General features: G+C 66.8%; 9 protein-coding genes and 1 pseudogene. 5 read left to right on the top strand and 5 right to left on the bottom strand.

Annotation, left to right across the window (positions count from 1 at the left end):
• The 3 genes from ACN0T5_RS19270 to ACN0T5_RS19260 form a co-directional block, all read left to right on the top strand.
• Positions 1–1,074 (top strand): hypothetical protein (locus ACN0T5_RS19270; protein WP_417770239.1); only part of this gene is annotated, 1,074 nt, incomplete at its 5' end.
• Complete coding sequence (locus ACN0T5_RS19265) at positions 1,067–2,050, top strand: hypothetical protein (RefSeq protein ID WP_417770238.1); 984 nt, start codon at positions 1,067–1,069, stop codon at positions 2,048–2,050. The genes ACN0T5_RS19270 and ACN0T5_RS19265, both read left to right, overlap by 8 nt.
• Positions 2,019–5,693 carry a hypothetical protein gene (locus ACN0T5_RS19260; protein WP_417770237.1) on the top strand — a complete coding sequence of 1,225 codons (3,675 nt, stop codon included), beginning with the start codon at positions 2,019–2,021 and terminating at the stop codon, positions 5,691–5,693. The genes ACN0T5_RS19265 and ACN0T5_RS19260 overlap by 32 nt, the downstream gene beginning before the upstream one ends.
• Positions 5,694–6,255: 562 nt before the next feature.
• Here ACN0T5_RS19260 and yghX read toward each other — a convergent pair.
• The 3 genes from yghX to ACN0T5_RS19245 all read right to left on the bottom strand — a co-directional run bounded on the left by yghX (position 6,256) and on the right by ACN0T5_RS19245 (position 9,956).
• A complete protein-coding gene (gene yghX / locus ACN0T5_RS19255) occupies positions 6,256–7,188 on the bottom strand; it encodes a YghX family hydrolase (RefSeq protein ID WP_417770236.1) in 933 nt (310 codons plus the stop codon).
• Between the two features lie 179 nt (positions 7,189–7,367).
• A complete protein-coding gene (locus ACN0T5_RS19250) occupies positions 7,368–7,667 on the bottom strand; it encodes a GNAT family N-acetyltransferase (RefSeq protein ID WP_417770235.1) in 300 nt (99 codons plus the stop codon).
• A 381-nt stretch (positions 7,668–8,048) separates the two neighbouring features.
• Complete coding sequence (locus tag ACN0T5_RS19245; protein ID WP_417770234.1) at positions 8,049–9,956, bottom strand: PhoX family protein; 1,908 nt, start codon at positions 9,954–9,956, stop codon at positions 8,049–8,051.
• Between the two features lie 209 nt (positions 9,957–10,165).
• Between ACN0T5_RS19245 and ACN0T5_RS19240 the strand changes: the two genes are divergently transcribed.
• Positions 10,166–12,337 (top strand): esterase-like activity of phytase family protein, encoded by a 2,172-nt coding sequence (locus ACN0T5_RS19240; RefSeq protein ID WP_417770233.1) that lies wholly within the window; start codon positions 10,166–10,168, stop codon positions 12,335–12,337.
• Between the two features lie 129 nt (positions 12,338–12,466).
• Here the strand turns inward: ACN0T5_RS19240 and ACN0T5_RS19235 are convergent, their stop codons facing one another.
• The gene (locus tag ACN0T5_RS19235; protein WP_417770232.1) at positions 12,467–13,168 is read right to left on the bottom strand and encodes a class I SAM-dependent methyltransferase; all 702 of its coding nucleotides are present in this window, start codon (positions 13,166–13,168) and stop codon (positions 12,467–12,469) included.
• Positions 13,168–14,355, bottom strand: coding sequence for a tRNA 2-thiouridine(34) synthase MnmA (gene mnmA / locus ACN0T5_RS19230; protein ID WP_417770231.1), 1,188 nt, complete (start codon positions 14,353–14,355; stop codon positions 13,168–13,170). Before mnmA ends, ACN0T5_RS19235 begins: the two co-directional genes overlap by 1 nt.
• 491 nt (positions 14,356–14,846) lie before the next feature.
• Here mnmA and ACN0T5_RS19225 point away from each other — a divergent pair.
• Positions 14,847–15,471: pseudogene (locus tag ACN0T5_RS19225) on the top strand (hypothetical protein); the annotation flags it as partial.

Raw genomic sequence — 15,471 nt, 5'->3', positions numbered from 1 at the left:
GAAGGTGCCGCGATGCGGCCGGTGGCCAGCAACCTGACGCCGTCGGGCGCGGCGCTCGAGGCGGCTTTCGTTTGGGGCGGGACCGGCGTCGACGGCCGGCCCGACTGCGATCCCCGCGTCAGCCTTGATCCGTTTCCCGGGGGAGCGTCCTCGGCGCGCCTTGCCGCGGCCTTTGCGCTTGTGCGTGCGGCGACGCCTCGGCGCCTGTCCGTACAGCAGCAGATGCTGGCCGCGGACGTGGCCGAGTGGCAGGCGTCGTTTCCGGGGCGCTACGGGGCCTGGGCGGGCCTGCGCGCGGGGGCTGTCGCCGCATCGCCTGCAGGTGCGTCGCCGCCGCTGTCCGCCAAGCTTTACCTGGAACTGCCCGAGCGGGCGCGCGAGGCGGCTTGCGCGCTGGAGCAGCGCCTTGCCGGTGCACCGCCCGTCCTTGGCGGGCGCGACATCCGCCCGACCATGCTCGGCCTCGATCCGCAAAATGGCGGCGTCGAGGTCTACTATCGCTGCGGCCGCCTGTTCCCCGGCGATCTCGACGCCTTGATGCGCCGGTTCCGTCTGCCGGAACGCTCCGGCGAGGTGGTCGCCCTCATTGAACGGCTGACCCGGCGCAGCGTCCGCTTCGAGCTTCCGTCCTGGGATGTGGGGTTTTCCGTCGCCTATGTGACGGGAGACGAGGATGCGCGGCTGTCGCCCGCCGTCTTCACCTTCTATTCCAACGCCGCCTCGCTGCTCGGGCCGGACGAGCGGGTGCGCTGCGCCTTGATGCGCGAGGGACGCGCGCGAGGCTGGGATCTTGGCCCTTACGCCGCGCTTCATGCGCGCGCCGTCGATCCTGGTCCGGGCGCATCTGCATCCGGCGCGCAAGGGGCGGGCGAGGCGCCGCTGCAACGGCACGGGCTTGTCGGTGCGGTGCTTCCCGCCGGTGGCGACATGCGCGTCACGGCGACCCTGGCGCTGCCGCGCATGACCGGTTGCGCGCGCCGTGAGGACGGAGGCGCACGCTCCGGCGTCCCGGGAACGGAAGGGGAAACGGACCGGGAAACGGACGGGGGAACGGATGGAGGCGGTCATGCCTGATCCCGCTCCGCTCCTCTCCTCGCTGCTTGCCCTGCAGGCGCCGGGCGGTGCCTTTCCCTCGCAGGTGGAGGGGGCATCGGGCACCGTTGCCGACGAGACCTGCTTCGTTACCGCGCAAGTGGCGCTGATCCTTGCCCGGATGTCCTCGGCGCCAGACAGTCCGGTTGTGTCCGGCGGACCGGTCGCGACGGGCAGGCTGGCGGAGGCGCTTCACCGGGCGCTGGATTTCGTCGGCTCTTGCGAAAGCCCGGACGTTCCCGGCGCCTTCCGCTTCTATCCCGCCGGCCTTGCGACGCCGCGCCTGCCGATCGAGCTTGCGGCCGATGCCGACGACACGGCGCTCGCCTGGATGGCGCTGGTCGCGGGCGGACGCCGCAGCCATGCCGAGGCGGGCGCGGCGCTGTTGCAGCTGTTGCCCCGTTTTGCCTGCGGCCCGGCCCGGCGCGGCGATCCGCCATTCGTTCGCGCGCCGCTGCTGCGAACCTGGGTCGGCGGCGGCGAGCCCGATCCGGTCGACCTGATCGTCAACATCAACATGGCAGCGGCGCTTGCCCTTTGCGCTCCCGCCTCGGATCCGGCCGTCGGCGAGGCGGCGGAGGCGATCGCCGCGCGGGTCGTTGCCGCGTTCGCCGGCCATGAGCCGGACCGCTCCCTACCGAGGGCATTTGCGCCCTATTACGCGAACCCGGCGGAGGCGGGCATCGCGCTGGAACGCGCGCTCGATTGCGGCGCGGCCGGGCTTGCACCGCTCGGCCCCCGGCTGCTGCCGCTTGCGGACCGCGACCGGGAGGCCGGCCGCCCCGCTTCCCGCCCGCTTTACTGCAACGCCCATGGCCGCCCGTTGTGGCGCGCGCCGGCGCTGCAGCTTGCCCGGCATGCGGCCGACACGCTTGCCCTTTCTTTCGACCAGCCCTTTTCACCACCCTCGATTTCGGGAGGCTCCCATGACTTTGATGCCCAGGTCCGTCCTTGCTGAACTGCCGGCCGGCGAGCGCCCGGCGGCGCGCGCCAGCACCAAGTACATGGAGACGTTCCAGCTCTCCAGGCCGGCGCTCGGCGGCACCGACATCGTCACCTATGCCAATCATTCGGGCGACCTCGACCTCTACACGATCGGCACGGCCGGCGAGATCTACCGGCTGCGTCGCGGCGAGGGGTCGGAGGCTCCCTACCAGGACACCGACCTGCATGTGCGCGGCCGGCAGCTCTTCCTCTACACGTCCGGGACCGAAGGCAGCGACACGCCGAACATCATGACGCTCGGGGACAACGGGCAGCTGTCGCTGGCCGAGTTCCAGGGAACGACCGGGACCTACTATCAGCGCGAGACGAAGCCGGCCAACGCGACGGAGACGATCCGCCAGTTCCGCGGCGTGCGCGGCATCACCGGCAATGTCTATGTCAATGTCATGCTCGACGTGCCGGGCGCCGACTATGGCCTGCTTGCCAACAATTTCTTCAAGCCGGGCACGGCCGAATGGGCGGGGCCCGTCTGGGCGCCGGTGTCCGGACCGGGGGGCACCCAGGCCCAGGTGAAGAGCATCGCCATGGTGTCGAACAGCACCGTGCAATCGGCGATCTTCGCCATCGGCAAGGACAACGCGATCCTGTTCAGCGAGACGAGCGACCGCACATCCGCGCTCAGGGCGCTCGGCACGAAGAAGGCGACGGCGCTGTCCGTCATCGTCGATGCCGCCGACAGGCTGAATGTCTTTGCCGTCGAACAGGGCACGGGCAAGCTCCTGTTGAAGAAGGAAAAGAAGTACCAGTCGGGCTCGCTGAAGCAATTCGACGACTGGATTTACGTCGACCCGTCGCAGAGCGTGCCGCTGACCGAGATCTACGCCTCGGTCACCTTCGACGACATGCTGCAGGTCTTCGGCATCGGTGCCGACGGGCGGCTGTGGCGCTCCGGTCAGGTGCCGGGCACCGGCCGGAACGCGGAGCCGGCCTGGAATGTGCTGTTCCCGCTCGGCAACGAGATCCCGACCGATCCGGGCTCGAAGGCGACGATCTTCACCGTCGGCCGCGACCAGTCCGGCTATGCGGAGGCCTACACGGTCTCTGCCGGCGGCGACCTCACCCGTTTCTGGCAGTCTCCGACCTCGCGCCAGTGGTTCGAGCAGCGGGTCGACCTCTTGCGCCAGGACAACGAGATGGTCCCGGTGGAAACCCATGCGCTGGAACTGGTGGTGCTCGACGAGGACGGCATGCCGCTCTCCTTCGCGCCCGTCTCCATCCAGGCCTCCTTCCTGGTCACGCTGTTTGTCGACGGGCGCTCCTACCGGTGCAGCCAGCTCAGCCGGGTCAAGGCGCAGACCGGCCCGGGCGGCAAGCTGGTGATCTACCAGCAGGCAACCGCGCTCGCCGCTGCGACGATCTACCTGGAAACGACAGGCACGCTTGCCGGCAGTCCCATGGTCGTGGAACCGAACCTGCAATTGCAGGAAAAGCTCTCGGGGCTCACCGTCGACGAGATCAAGAACGCCAAGGACGCTTCCGGAAATTACCTGCTGCCGGCCCAGTACCGGACCAACGACGATTACGCCCAGAGCCTGCAGCAGATCACCCGGGCATCAATGGAGATCGCCGACCAGCGCGAGGTGAAGGCGACGAAGGTTGCCTATCACACCGTGTCCCGGCGCATGGCGGCCCGTGGCTTCGATCCGCGCCTCAACCTGCACGCCATGTCCGGCACGGCCTGGTCCATCGATTTCACCTCGGGCTTCCCGCAATACCAGTCGATGACCCTGGCGGAGGTGTCGGAGTGGAAGACCGGCCGGCTCGCCGCCATGCGCGCGGCGGCCGCCAATGACGACGGCGCGGAGCTTGCCGGGTTCCTCGGCATCGACTGGGGCGATGTGTGGAACGGCATCAAGAACGCGGCGAATTTCGTCATCGACGGGCTCACCAAGATCGTCGTCGAGATCGTCGACGGCATCGGCCGGGTGCTGTTCGAGATCGCCGGCAAGGTGTTCGAGGCGATCATCGAGTTCGCCCAGCAGGCCTTCGATTTCGTGCAAGGGGTCTGGAACTGGCTGAAGGTCAAGCTGAAGCAGCTGTTCGAGTGGCTGGCGTTCCTGTTCAACCTTGCCGATTTCAAACGCGTGGCCGAGGCGGTGGAGCACAACACGCGGGTGATGCTCGACTTTACCGTCGACGGCGTCGAGCACGTCAAGACCATGGTCCTGTCAGGGATCGACACGCTGAAGGATTCTCTGAAAGCGGTCGTCGACGACATGATCGACGAGTTCAACAAGGAGGACAACCCGACCATTGCGCAGTTCTCGTCGCAACAGGAAATGACAGACGAGCAGGCCTACGAGATGGAGCACAACCTGTTCTCCAATGCCTATGAGCAAAACGGCGGCGAGGCGGACGAGCGCGGAGGCAGCACGGTCAGCCTGCTCAGCTCCAGCGCGTTGTCGAGTTCGCTCGACGGGCTGATAGCGATGATGGAGGACCTGGCCAACAACTTCCAGTTCGGCGACGGCAAGGAGGCCTTCAACGAGGCGCTCGGGTTCTTCACCGCGATCGGGGACAATCCGAACGACGCGCTCAACCTGTTGATGAGCGGCGTGATCAAGGTGATGGAGAGCGTGGCGCTCTTCGCCCTCGACGCTGCCAAGGGCGTGATCGCGACCCTGATGGACCTGATCAAGGAGGTGGTCGCTTCCTTCCGCAACGTGCTTTTCGCGGAGTGGGAGATCCCGGTCCTGTCGCAGCTCTACAAGTTCTTCACCGGCCACACCCTGTCGATCCGCGTCAGCCAGATCGCCTCCTGGCTGATCGCCATTCCCGCGACGTTGATCTACAAGCTCGCGACCGGCAAGGCGCCGTTCCCCGATCAGGCAGCGCTCGACGCCTACAAGAACTATGTCACCGTCGACTGGATGAAGTCGAAGTTCGGGATGACCACGCAGAAGCAAGTCGTCTTCGACAGCACGTCGGAGAAGGTGGTGGCGGGCTTCGCCCTCGGTGTCTATGCGGCGGCGATGGTGGTGCGCATCTTCACCGACGGGCTGACGGGGTTCCTGAGTTCGACCGGAGCGATACCCGACGAGGGCAGCAAGGTGCCGGCGGGCCTGAAGACCTACTCGGAGAGCTGGTCGCCGAAGGGGAAGAACCTTGCCGGTCTTGCGGGCGTTTTGATGCGCTACGTCACCACCTTCGCGACGACGCCCTGGCTGATCCGTCCCGGCACACCGGCGCCGAGCTGTCCTCCGGGCGATCCGGGCTTCTCCGGGGTCATCTGGATCTGCCAGCTCATTTGCGGACCGACGCGCGGGCTGGTGATCCTGGCCTTCCCGGGCGGCAAGGCGCGCACCTACACGGCGGAGCTGACCGTCACCCTTTGGGGCTTCGTCAACATCGCCATGGTGTCATGGAACTACGGGGCGAGTTCGAAGAAGGACAAGCTTGCCAAGCTCGGCCTGTCGCGGGCCCTGACCAACATCATTCCCGGGCAGGCAACGCGCTTCCTCTTCGTGCCGGATATCCAGGAGGCGCTCTACTACGTTCCGGCCATCGTTGGCGAGGCGCTGATCGTCGTCGGCAATCTCGGCTCGGCCGGCATCGCCGTGTGGGAACTGGTCGAGATCACCACGGCTGAGGATTGAGGCGAAAGGCGCTGCGGGAGAGGGGCCTGCCTCTTTCCCGGCGCCGGCCGCCTCGCGCTTGCGCCATACGGCCTGCCCGGCACCTCTCCCCATACATGGCCGTCACCCCGCACTCGGTCCGTCACCCCGGACGAGCATCGCGAGATCCGGGGTCCTTTGGTTTCCGGAGCGGGCGCGATGCGGGTATGGAGGCCGCGTGACGATCCGGCCCACCGGCGGCGCAGGGCTCCATACCTGCCGCATCCGGCAGGGGCCGTGACGCCTGCCGCGAACGGTGAGAGCCCTCGCGCCTGCCGGGGTTGCCAATGGATCCCGGCTCTCCGGCTTCGCCTGCGGCCGGGATGACGCGGAGTGTGCGGGGCATCGCCGGTGCCGACAAGACCGGCGGCGGGCGCGATGAACCGAAGCGGTCTCTGTGGTGACCGCGTTGCGCGTACGCAGGCTGTTGCCCGACACTCCGCCGCCGCCCCACCCTCAGGCCGTCACCCCGGACGAGCATCGCGAGATCCGGGGCCCATTGGCTTCCAGAGCGGGAACGACGGACGCGCGGCGGCCGCCTTCCTCAGGAAAGGTGTTCGCCGAAGAAGGCGAGAACACGCTCCTCGGCAAGCTTCGCCGCCGTCTCGTCGTAGCGCGGCGTCGTGTCGTTGTGGAAGCCGTGGTTGACGCCCGGATAGATGTGGGCCTCGTAGCTCTTGCCATGGGCCTTCAGTGCCGCCTCATAGGCCGGCCAGCCGGCATTGATGCGATCGTCTAGGGCGGCATAATGCAGTTGCAACGGCGCCTCGATCGCCGGCACGTCGTCGGCGGAGGCCTGGCGGCCGTAGAATGGCGCGCCGGCGGCAAGTTCCGGATAGGCGACCGCGATCGCGTTGACGACACCACCGCCATAGCAGAAGCCGACCGCGCCCACCTTGCCGGTGGCATCGTCGCGAGCCGCGAGATGTTCGAAGCCGGCGAAGAAGTCGTTGAGCAGCTTCGTCGCATCGACTGAACGTTGCAGCTCGCGGCCCTGGTCGTCATTGCCGGGATAGCCGCCGACGGAGGACAGCCCGTCCGGCGCCATCGCCATGAACCCGGCCTTGGCCATGCGCCGGGCGACGTCCTCGATATAGGGGTTGAGGCCGCGATTCTCATGAATGACCAGCACCGCGGGCAGTTTCTCGCTCACGCCGGCAGGGCGCACGAGATAGGCGTTCACCTCGCCATGGCCGTTGGGGGAGGGATAGGTGATGCGGCTTGTCTCGATCGCGGGATCGTCGGGCGCGACCTGTTGGGCCAGCGCGTAGTTCGGCGAGAGCTGCTGCAGCAGCGCCAGCGCGGTGACGCCGCCGACTGTGTATTTCGCGGCCCGGTCGAGGAATTCACGGCGGTCGATCCGGCCGTGCGCGTAGAAATCGTAGAGCTCGAGAAGCTCCTGGGGGAAGTCCTTTGCCGTCTTGCGTGCCGGTCGGGTCACGTCTGCGCTGCCGGCCGTTGTTCCAACGTCGTCCATGTCGTCCTCCATCCCGTGACCGTGTGATCACGCCAGTCGCCCCGCAGGCCATGCCTGCAGATTGTGACACGGACAGGCCACGTTCCAAAGCCATGAGCATGGTCAAATCGTGCGGGACTGAAGGCTCCCGGTTCAGATGACGGGCATGCGGGGAGAGGGCGACGGCCAAATGGCCGCCGTCAGACGTTGAAGGCGTCGGCCCATTCGGGATGCTTCTTGCGCTGGGCATTGACGAAGGGACAGAGCGGCATGATCCGGAAGCCGTCGGCGCGTGCGTCGGCGACAAGGCGCTCGACCAGCGCCAGTCCGACGCCCATGCCCCGGAAGGCGTCCGGCACGCCGGTATGGTCGGCGATCACGAGGGTTGGGCTCGCGACCGAGAAGGTCAGTTCCGCTTCCTCGGAATGGCCTTCGATGCGGGCGACGTAGCGGCCCTTGCTGTCGGTGCGCTCGACGTCGATGGTGATGGTGCCGGTCATGGTCGGTGTCTCCTCAGGTCCTGTGGCGCGGGCCCTTCACGCCAAGTCTGCCGCTGATCCTGTCAGCCGGGCAGGGGGCGGGGCAAGGGGCATTCATCGCTGTTGTGGAGATCGATGTGGGTCTTGACGGGTGCGAGACAATGACGCCCTTCAGAGCCACACCGTTTTCGATTGCTGAACGATCGGGTTCGGGCGAATTCGGCAATCTCGATAGAAATCCGATCAATTTTTTGCAAAATCCTGCCGGATATTGTCGCGATTTTCCGGGTCTGGAACACATCCGGCGCGCCCGCCAGGCGGGCGCGCCGGATCGCTGTCCCCGTCCCGCGCAAACGGGACGGGCAGGTTATTCCCGGTCTCGGCCGAGCTTCAGCCGTGCGATCAACCGATGGGCAGGTTGTCGTCGCGCTTCACCGCGATGACCGAGGAGCGGCCGAGCGTGCCGTCGCCGTCCGGGAACGGCGCCTTCGGATGCTGGATGCCGACGAACATCGTGCGGCGGTCGGCCGACCAGGTAAGGCCGGTGACTTCCGAGCCGTTCGGGCCGGTGAGGAAGCGCTCGATGCGCCCGGTCGCCGGATCGCCGGCGAGCATCTGGTTGTTGCCCTGCCCGGCGAAGTCGCCCTCGTTGTCGTCATCGCCGTCCGTCTGGATCCAGAGCAGGCCGGTGGTGTCGAACATCATCCCGTCAGGCGAGTTGAACATGTTGCCTTCGTTGACGTTTTCCGAGCCGGCATAGGCGTCTTCATGCACCGTCGGGTTGCCGGCCATGACGAACAGGTCCCAGGTGAAACCGGTCGCGGCATGGTCGTCCTCGGCCGGATACCAGCGCACGATCTGGCCGTATTTGTTCTCGGCGCGCGGGTTGGGGCCGCCGACCGGGGTCTCGTCGCCGCCGGCATTCGGCTTGACGCCGCGACGGGAGTTGTTGGTGAGCGCGCAATAGGCCTCGATGGAAACCGGGTTGACGGCAACCCATTCCGGCCTGTCCATGGTCGTGGCGCCGACTTTCGAGGCGGCAACGCGGGTGAGGATGGCGATCTCGGCGGCGGTCATGCCCGTCGCCTCGGGCGTCAGCGCGACCCATTCGCCGCTGCCGTCCTCGTCGAAGCGGGCGACGTGCAGAGTGCCTTCGTCGAGCAGCGTCGAGGTGTCGCCGCCGGGGGTATAGATGCCGGCGGAGACGAACTTGTAGAGGAACTCTCCCCGCTCGTCGTCACCCAGATAAACGACGACGCGGCCGTCGCGGGCAAGCGCCGTGGCGGCGTTTTCATGCTTGAAACGACCGAGGGCGGTGCGCTTGACCGGCGTCGAGGTCGGGTCGGCCGGGTCGATTTCAACGATGTAACCGGCGCGATACGGCTCGTTGGGATGCTTCGAGAGGTCGAACCGCTCGTCGAACTTCTCGTAGGAATAGACGCTCTTGGCATCGATGCCGTAGCGCTTGAAGTCCTCGGGAAGGGCAACGGCCTCGTCGGTCGAACCGAAATAGCCGTTGAAGTTTTCCTCGCAGGTCAGATAGGTGCCCCACGGGGTCTTGCCGGAGCCGCAATTGTTGAAGGTGCCGAGCGAGGAGGTGCCGGTCGGATCGGCTGCCGTCTTCAGCATGTCGTGGCCGGCGGCCGGGCCGGAGAGGCGCATTTCGGTGTTGTGGTCGATACGCCGGTTGAACGGGCTGTCGACGACGACCTTCCAGCCGTTCCCGTCTTCCGCCACTTCCATGACCGTGACGCCCTGCAGGTTCTGCAGCTTGCGCACGTCCCCGGCGCTCGCCGGCCTGCCGTCTTCGTTCTTCGGCAGGTTGAGCTTCGGATTGACGTATTCGTGGTTGACCGCGATCACCTGGCGATCGCCGATGACGAAGAGTTCCATGCCGTCGGTGTTTTCGCCGAAGACCCGGTTGGAGGTGGCGGCGTCGCCGCCCGTCTGATGGTCGAATTCGGCTGCGTCGGAGAACAGCGGGTCGCCCCAGCGTGCCAGGACCTGCCACGTGTAGCCTTCGGGTACATGGATGGTGAAGTCGGTCGCGATCGGGATCGGCTTGAAGGCAAAGCGCGAGGTTGCGGCCTCTGCCGAGACGGACGACATCAGGCTTCCCAGGCCGGTACCCAGGCCCATGGCTGCAGCGCCTGAGCCGTAAGCCAGAACGCCAAGAAACCCGCGGCGGGAGAGGGCTGCCTCGACGACCTTGTCGAAACCGGTCACCTCGGGCTCGGGCCTGCGGGCCTCATCGAATGCGTCGAAGGAAAAACCCTCGTAGTCGATATGCTGGCTGTCGTTGCGATCCATCGCTGGCACTCCCTCAATCCGACAAGAGACGAGACGGGCTGTCGCCGTCAACGCCTGTCCTAGACCGGCGAGGTCTCATGCATATGACGGAGCGCGCGGTTCGCCCACCGCCTGGACGGCCGGTCGGACAGGAACTGTCAAGCACCTGTCACATCGGACGCCTAACACTCCGGGATTGGCAAGTTCGCTATCGAATTCTGAGGGAAATCATGAAAATCACGGTGCTCGGCGCGCTTGCGGCTGCGCTTCTCGGCTCGACCGTCGCGGCCTCCGCCGATCCGGTGTTCAACCGGATCGCCTCCTTCCCGGTCAACACCAATCTGCCGGCCGATCTCGACCAGAAGACCGAGACCTCGGCGGAGATCATCGCGGCGACCGCCGACGGACAGATGCTGGTCTATTCCGACAGCCCGCTCGGTGCCATCGGCCTTGTCGACATCGCTGACGCCGCTGCGCCGAAGCCGGCAGGCATCGTGAAGCTCGACGGGGAACCGACCTCCGTCACGATACTCGGCGGCAAGGTGTTTGCCGGCGTCAACACGTCCGAGAGCTACACGACGCCTTCGGGCAAGCTCGCCGTGATCGACATTGCCACCAAGGCGGTGGAGACGTCCTGCGATCTCGGCGGCCAGCCGGATTCGGTGGCGCTCTCACCGGCCGGCGACCTTCTCGCCGTGGCGATCGAGAACGAGCGTGACGAGGACCTGAACGACGGCGCGCTGCCGCAGATGCCGGCGGGCAATCTCGTCATCCTGCCGATCCGGGACGGGCGGCCCGACTGCGCCGCCATGAAGGTGGTCGACCTGACCGGCCTCGCGGCGGTGGGCGGCGACGATCCGGAGCCGGAATTCGTCGACATCAACGCAGCCAATGAAATCGTCGTGACGCTGCAGGAGAACAACCACATCGCCGTCGTCGACGGCAATGCGGGCGAGGTCGTCTCGCATTTCTCCGCCGGCAGCGTCGATCTCGACAATGTCGACACACAGGAAGAGGGTGCCCTGACCTTCGACGGGACGCTTGCCGGCGTGGCGCGCGAACCCGACGCGGTCAAGTGGCTCGACGGAAACCGGTTCGTGAGCGCCAACGAGGGCGACTACAAGGGCGGTTCGCGCGGCTTCACCATCTTCTCGAAGAGCGGAGAGGTGCTGTACGAAAGCGGTCTCGACTTCGAGTACCGTGTCGCGACGGCCGGCCACTATCCCGAGGGGCGTTCGGGCAACAAGGGCGCCGAACCGGAAGGGCTCGAGGTCAAGCGGTTCGGCGACGAGACGCTGATCTTCGTGCTGTCCGAACGCGGCTCGGCCATCGGCGTCTATCGCGACACGGGCGGGGCACCCGAATTCCTCCAGTTGCTGCCGACAGCGCTGGCTCCCGAAGGGGCGGTCGCCATTCCCGGGCGCAACCTTCTGGCCGTGTCCAACGAGGCGGACCTCGTGAAGGAGACGGGCCTGCGCTCGCATGTGACGCTCTATGAGCGGGCTGAAGGGACGGCCTCCTATCCGATGATCGTCTCGAAGATGGATGATGCCGGCCGGCCGATCGGCTTCGGGGCCCTGTCGGGCCTTGCCGCCGATCCGGAAAATCCGGGCATTCTCTTTGCCGTCAGCGACAGCGCCTACGACATGCAGCCGTCGATCTTCCGCATCGACGCCACCCGGCATCCGGCCCGCATCACCGATGCGATCCGCGTGACACGCGCCGGGCAGCCGGCGCAGCTTATCGATCTCGAAGGGATCGTGGCCGACGGCAAGGGCGGCTTCTGGCTGGCGTCCGAAGGCAATGCGGAAAAGCTCGTTCCGCATGCGCTCTACAACGTCAACGGCAAGGGCGAGATCAAGAAGCAGATCGCCTTCCCGGCCGAGCTTCTCGCCCATGAGACCCGCTTCGGCGCCGAGGGTGTGACGCTGATCGGCGACACGCTGTGGATCGCCGTCCAGCGTCCCTGGAAGGACGACCCCAAGACGGCCGTGAAGCTCCTGGCCTACAACACCAAGACCAAGGAATGGGGCGCGGTGCGCTATCCGCTCGAGACGGCGGAAAGCGGCTGGGTAGGGCTTTCGGAGATCGTCGTGCACGGCGATCATGTCTACATCATCGAGCGCGACAACCAGATCGGCGACAATGCGAAGCTGAAGAAGCTCTTCCGGGTTGCTGTTTCCGAACTGGTGCCGGCCCCACTTGGCGGCGACCTGCCGACGGTCACGAAGGAAGAGGTGCGCGACTTCATCCCGGACCTGAAGGCGACGGGCGGCTATGTGGTCGACAAGATCGAGGGTTTCACGGTCGATGCCTCGGGCACCGGCTATGCGGTCACCGATAATGACGGCGTCGATGACAGCAACGGCGAGACGCTGTTCTTCTCCACCGGCAAGATGTGAGGCTTGTCGGGCGGGCCGTCGCGAGACGGATCGCCCCTTGCCGGAACACAAAAGAAACGGCCCGGGAGCGATCCCGGGCCGTTCGCGTTCAGCAAGGGCTTTCGGCGCGGCGCCGAATTCCGTTGTCCGTCAGCGGCGGAACACCATCATGGTGAAGAGGCCGAACGGACCGTGGCGGCTCTCGCGCTCAAGCACCATGGACGTGTTGGCAAGGACCGTTTCGCGCGGGAACAGGGGGTCCCAGCCAAGGTTTTCGGCGAAGCGGGCGAGAAAGCGCTCAATGGCGGCGAGCACACCGCTTTCGGAGGCGAAGTGGTTGACGATGATGACCGTGCCGCCCGGGCGCACGACACGTTCGAGCTCCTTCAGCACAGCCGTCGGATCCGGCACCACGCTGACCACATACATCACCGTGGCGACGTCGAAGCGGGCATCCTGGAAGTCCATCCGCGCCGCATCCATGGCCCGCAGGGCGGCGACGTTCTTCAGCTTCTTGCGGCGGATCCGGTCACGGGCCCGCGCCAGCATGGGCTTCGACAGATCGATGCCGGTGATCGACAGCGAGGGGTCGTAAAGCGGCAGCGAAAGGCCGGTGCCCACCCCGACCTCGACCAGCTCGCCCGAGTGCCGGTTCGCCTCCCTTGCCGCGGCGCGTTGGCCGGCGATCAGCGGTGCGGTGAACACCCAGTCATAGACCGGCGCCCAGCGGGCATAGGCGCTTTCGACCGGACTGGAGGGCGAGAACCCGTCCCGGTCACCGAGACCGAGGCGGCGCAGGAGCTTGTCGAACAGGCGGCGAATACGGCTGACTGGAAAGAACTCAACGGCCATCAGAGTGTTGCCACCACGCGTGCTTGTGTTGTCTCGGCGGCGCCAAGGCCGGCGCCGGAAGGAATGGTGCGGTCGATCCAGCCGCCGCCGAGTACCCGTCCGCCATCTCCGTCATCATCGAAGAAAACGCAGGCCTGGCCAGGTGCCACACCGGTCTCGCCGTCGACAAGGTCGAGCATGGCGACGCCGTCGACGAGCCGCAGGATGGCAGGCTTCGGCGGGCGGGTCGAGCGCACTTTGGCGTGCAATTCGAGGCCGGAGGTGGGGATGTCGGCAAGGCTGCCGGGTCCGATCCAGTTGACGTCGCGCAGCACGATTTCGCGGGTGCCGAGCGCTTCACGCGGGCCGACGATGACGCGGCGGGCTTCGGCATCGAGACGCACGACATAAAGCGGCTCGCCCGTGGCGATGCCGATGCCGCGGCGCTGCCCGATCGTGTAGTGGATGATGCCCTGATGGGTGCCGAGCACGCGGCCGTCGACATGCACGACATCGCCGGGCTCCGCGGCGTTCGGCTTCAGCCGCTCGATCACGTCGGCATACCTGCCCTGGGGCACGAAGCAGATGTCCTGGCTGTCCTGCTTCTCGGCAACGGAGAGGCCGAACTCCCGGGCAAGCTCGCGGGTTTCCGGCTTGGTCATGCCGCCAAGGGGAAAGCGGAGGAAATCGAGCTGGTCCGGCGTCGTGGCGAAGAGGAAATAGCTCTGGTCGCGGTCGAGGTCGACCGGACGGAACATCGCCCGGTGGCCGTCGACGAGGCGGGAGCGGACGTAGTGACCGGTCGCCAGCACGTCGGCACCGAGCGTGCGCGCGGTTTCCAGCAGGTCGGAGAACTTGACCGTCTGGTTGCAGGCGACGCAGGGGATCGGCGTCTCGCCTGCAATGTAGCTCTCGGCGAAACGCTCGATCACCTTCTCCCGGAAGCGGTCCTCGTAGTCGAGCACATAGTGGGGGATGCCAAGGCGCTCGGCCACCCGGCGCGCGTCCTGGATGTCCTGCCCGGCGCAGCACGCGCCGGCCCGATGCACGGCCTCGCCGTGATCGTAGAGCTGCAGCGTGACGCCGATGACGTCATAGCCCTCCCGCTTCATGAGCCCGGCCACGACGGAGGAATCGACACCGCCCGACATGGCGACGACGACACGCGTGTCCTGTGGCCGCTTCGGGATATCGAGACTGTTGAGCATGCCTGTCACCTTGCGGTCCTGTTTGCTTGCGGTGCCGGCCGACGGCCTGTCCGGCGGCGCGCTTTTGCGCCTGGTCGGCTGCTGGCTGATCCTGCCGTTGCGATATCCGGGTGTATCGTGTCCAACCCGTTGCCGGTTGGTCCTGCGACACCTTGCCGGCGCGCGGACGGTTTGCTGGGGGACGCGACCGGTCCCGTGTCTGGCAGCCCGCATCTGTTGCGCGCGACTATAGCGGATCGGCGGGGCAAAGGAAAAGGGTGTGCTGGAGACGATACGCGCCATGCAGTCCTCGCCCGGCAAAGCTTACCGGCCCCGGCAATGTTTACCCGGTATGTGAGAAATTGCCTGGCCGGGGACAAGGGGCGGCTCTTCCACATTCGCTGTTTTCCGCCATTTTTTCTGTTGGCCCGGCATTTGCTGACAAGATTGGCGGAAGAGTGGCCTGCGCGATCCGGATGACGGGGCAGGCGACAGTGAAATCGGAGAGACGCGTGATCCTCGCCAATCCAGTGTCCAGTTCCCCGGCAGGCGGGGCAGGCCTTGCCGGCCAGGTTGCCGGCGTGGCGACCGGCGCCGGGCTGATGGCCGGGACGTCGACGACATTCGCTCTCGATCTGGGTGCGGCGACCGCGGGCATGCGAACGACGGCCGGCGCCGAGGCGGTTTCCCGGGGTTCCGGCGCGCGTGGCGGCATTCCCGTTGCCGGCCTGCGCCAGCTGCATGTCGATGCGAGCATGCTGGTGCAGATGGATGCCGGAGCGGGGCTGCCGGCGACAGTGCCGGCCAACGGTTGGTCGGCCGGGACCGTCCGGACGGGCGAGGGCGCAACGGCGCAGCCGACGGGCGATCTCGGCGTGGAGGGCAGCATTGCGGACGCGGCGCCCGGCGTCGCGGACCAGACCGGCATCGCGGCGGGCACTGCGGGCATCCTTTCGGGCATGATCGCGGCAACCGGTCAGGCGTCGACCACCTTGAACAACACCCCGGCAGGAACGAGATTTTCCGCCGTCGTGTCGGCAGGGGCGGCGGTTGGCGCATCGAACGATCTGCCGGGAGCCGCGCAAGGCGGTGCATCCCAAGGTGGAACCGCCATCGGCGGATCCGGCGCAGCGGGTG

Origin of the sequence: Stappia sp. (genome assembly GCF_048261845.1) — a bacterium.
Taxonomy (GTDB): Bacteria; Pseudomonadota; Alphaproteobacteria; order Rhizobiales; family Stappiaceae; genus Stappia.
The sequence above is the reverse complement of the archived record's forward strand: the minus strand, read 5'-3'. Positions and strand labels throughout refer to the sequence as shown.

Bases quoted from the DNA above. Each gene is read 5' to 3' on its own strand.
- mnmA (WP_417770231.1), bottom strand. From the start codon at position 14,355: ATGCTCAACAGTCTCGATATCCCGAAGCGGCCACAGGACACGCGTGTC.
- ACN0T5_RS19265 (WP_417770238.1), top strand. From the start codon at position 1,067: ATGCCTGATCCCGCTCCGCTCCTCTCCTCGCTGCTTGCCCTGCAGGCG.
- yghX (WP_417770236.1), bottom strand. From the start codon at position 7,188: ATGGACGACGTTGGAACAACGGCCGGCAGCGCAGACGTGACCCGACCG.
- ACN0T5_RS19260 (WP_417770237.1), top strand. From the start codon at position 2,019: ATGACTTTGATGCCCAGGTCCGTCCTTGCTGAACTGCCGGCCGGCGAG.
- ACN0T5_RS19250 (WP_417770235.1), bottom strand. From the start codon at position 7,667: ATGACCGGCACCATCACCATCGACGTCGAGCGCACCGACAGCAAGGGC.
- ACN0T5_RS19240 (WP_417770233.1), top strand. From the start codon at position 10,166: ATGAAAATCACGGTGCTCGGCGCGCTTGCGGCTGCGCTTCTCGGCTCG.
- ACN0T5_RS19245 (WP_417770234.1), bottom strand. From the start codon at position 9,956: ATGGATCGCAACGACAGCCAGCATATCGACTACGAGGGTTTTTCCTTC.
- ACN0T5_RS19235 (WP_417770232.1), bottom strand. From the start codon at position 13,168: ATGGCCGTTGAGTTCTTTCCAGTCAGCCGTATTCGCCGCCTGTTCGAC.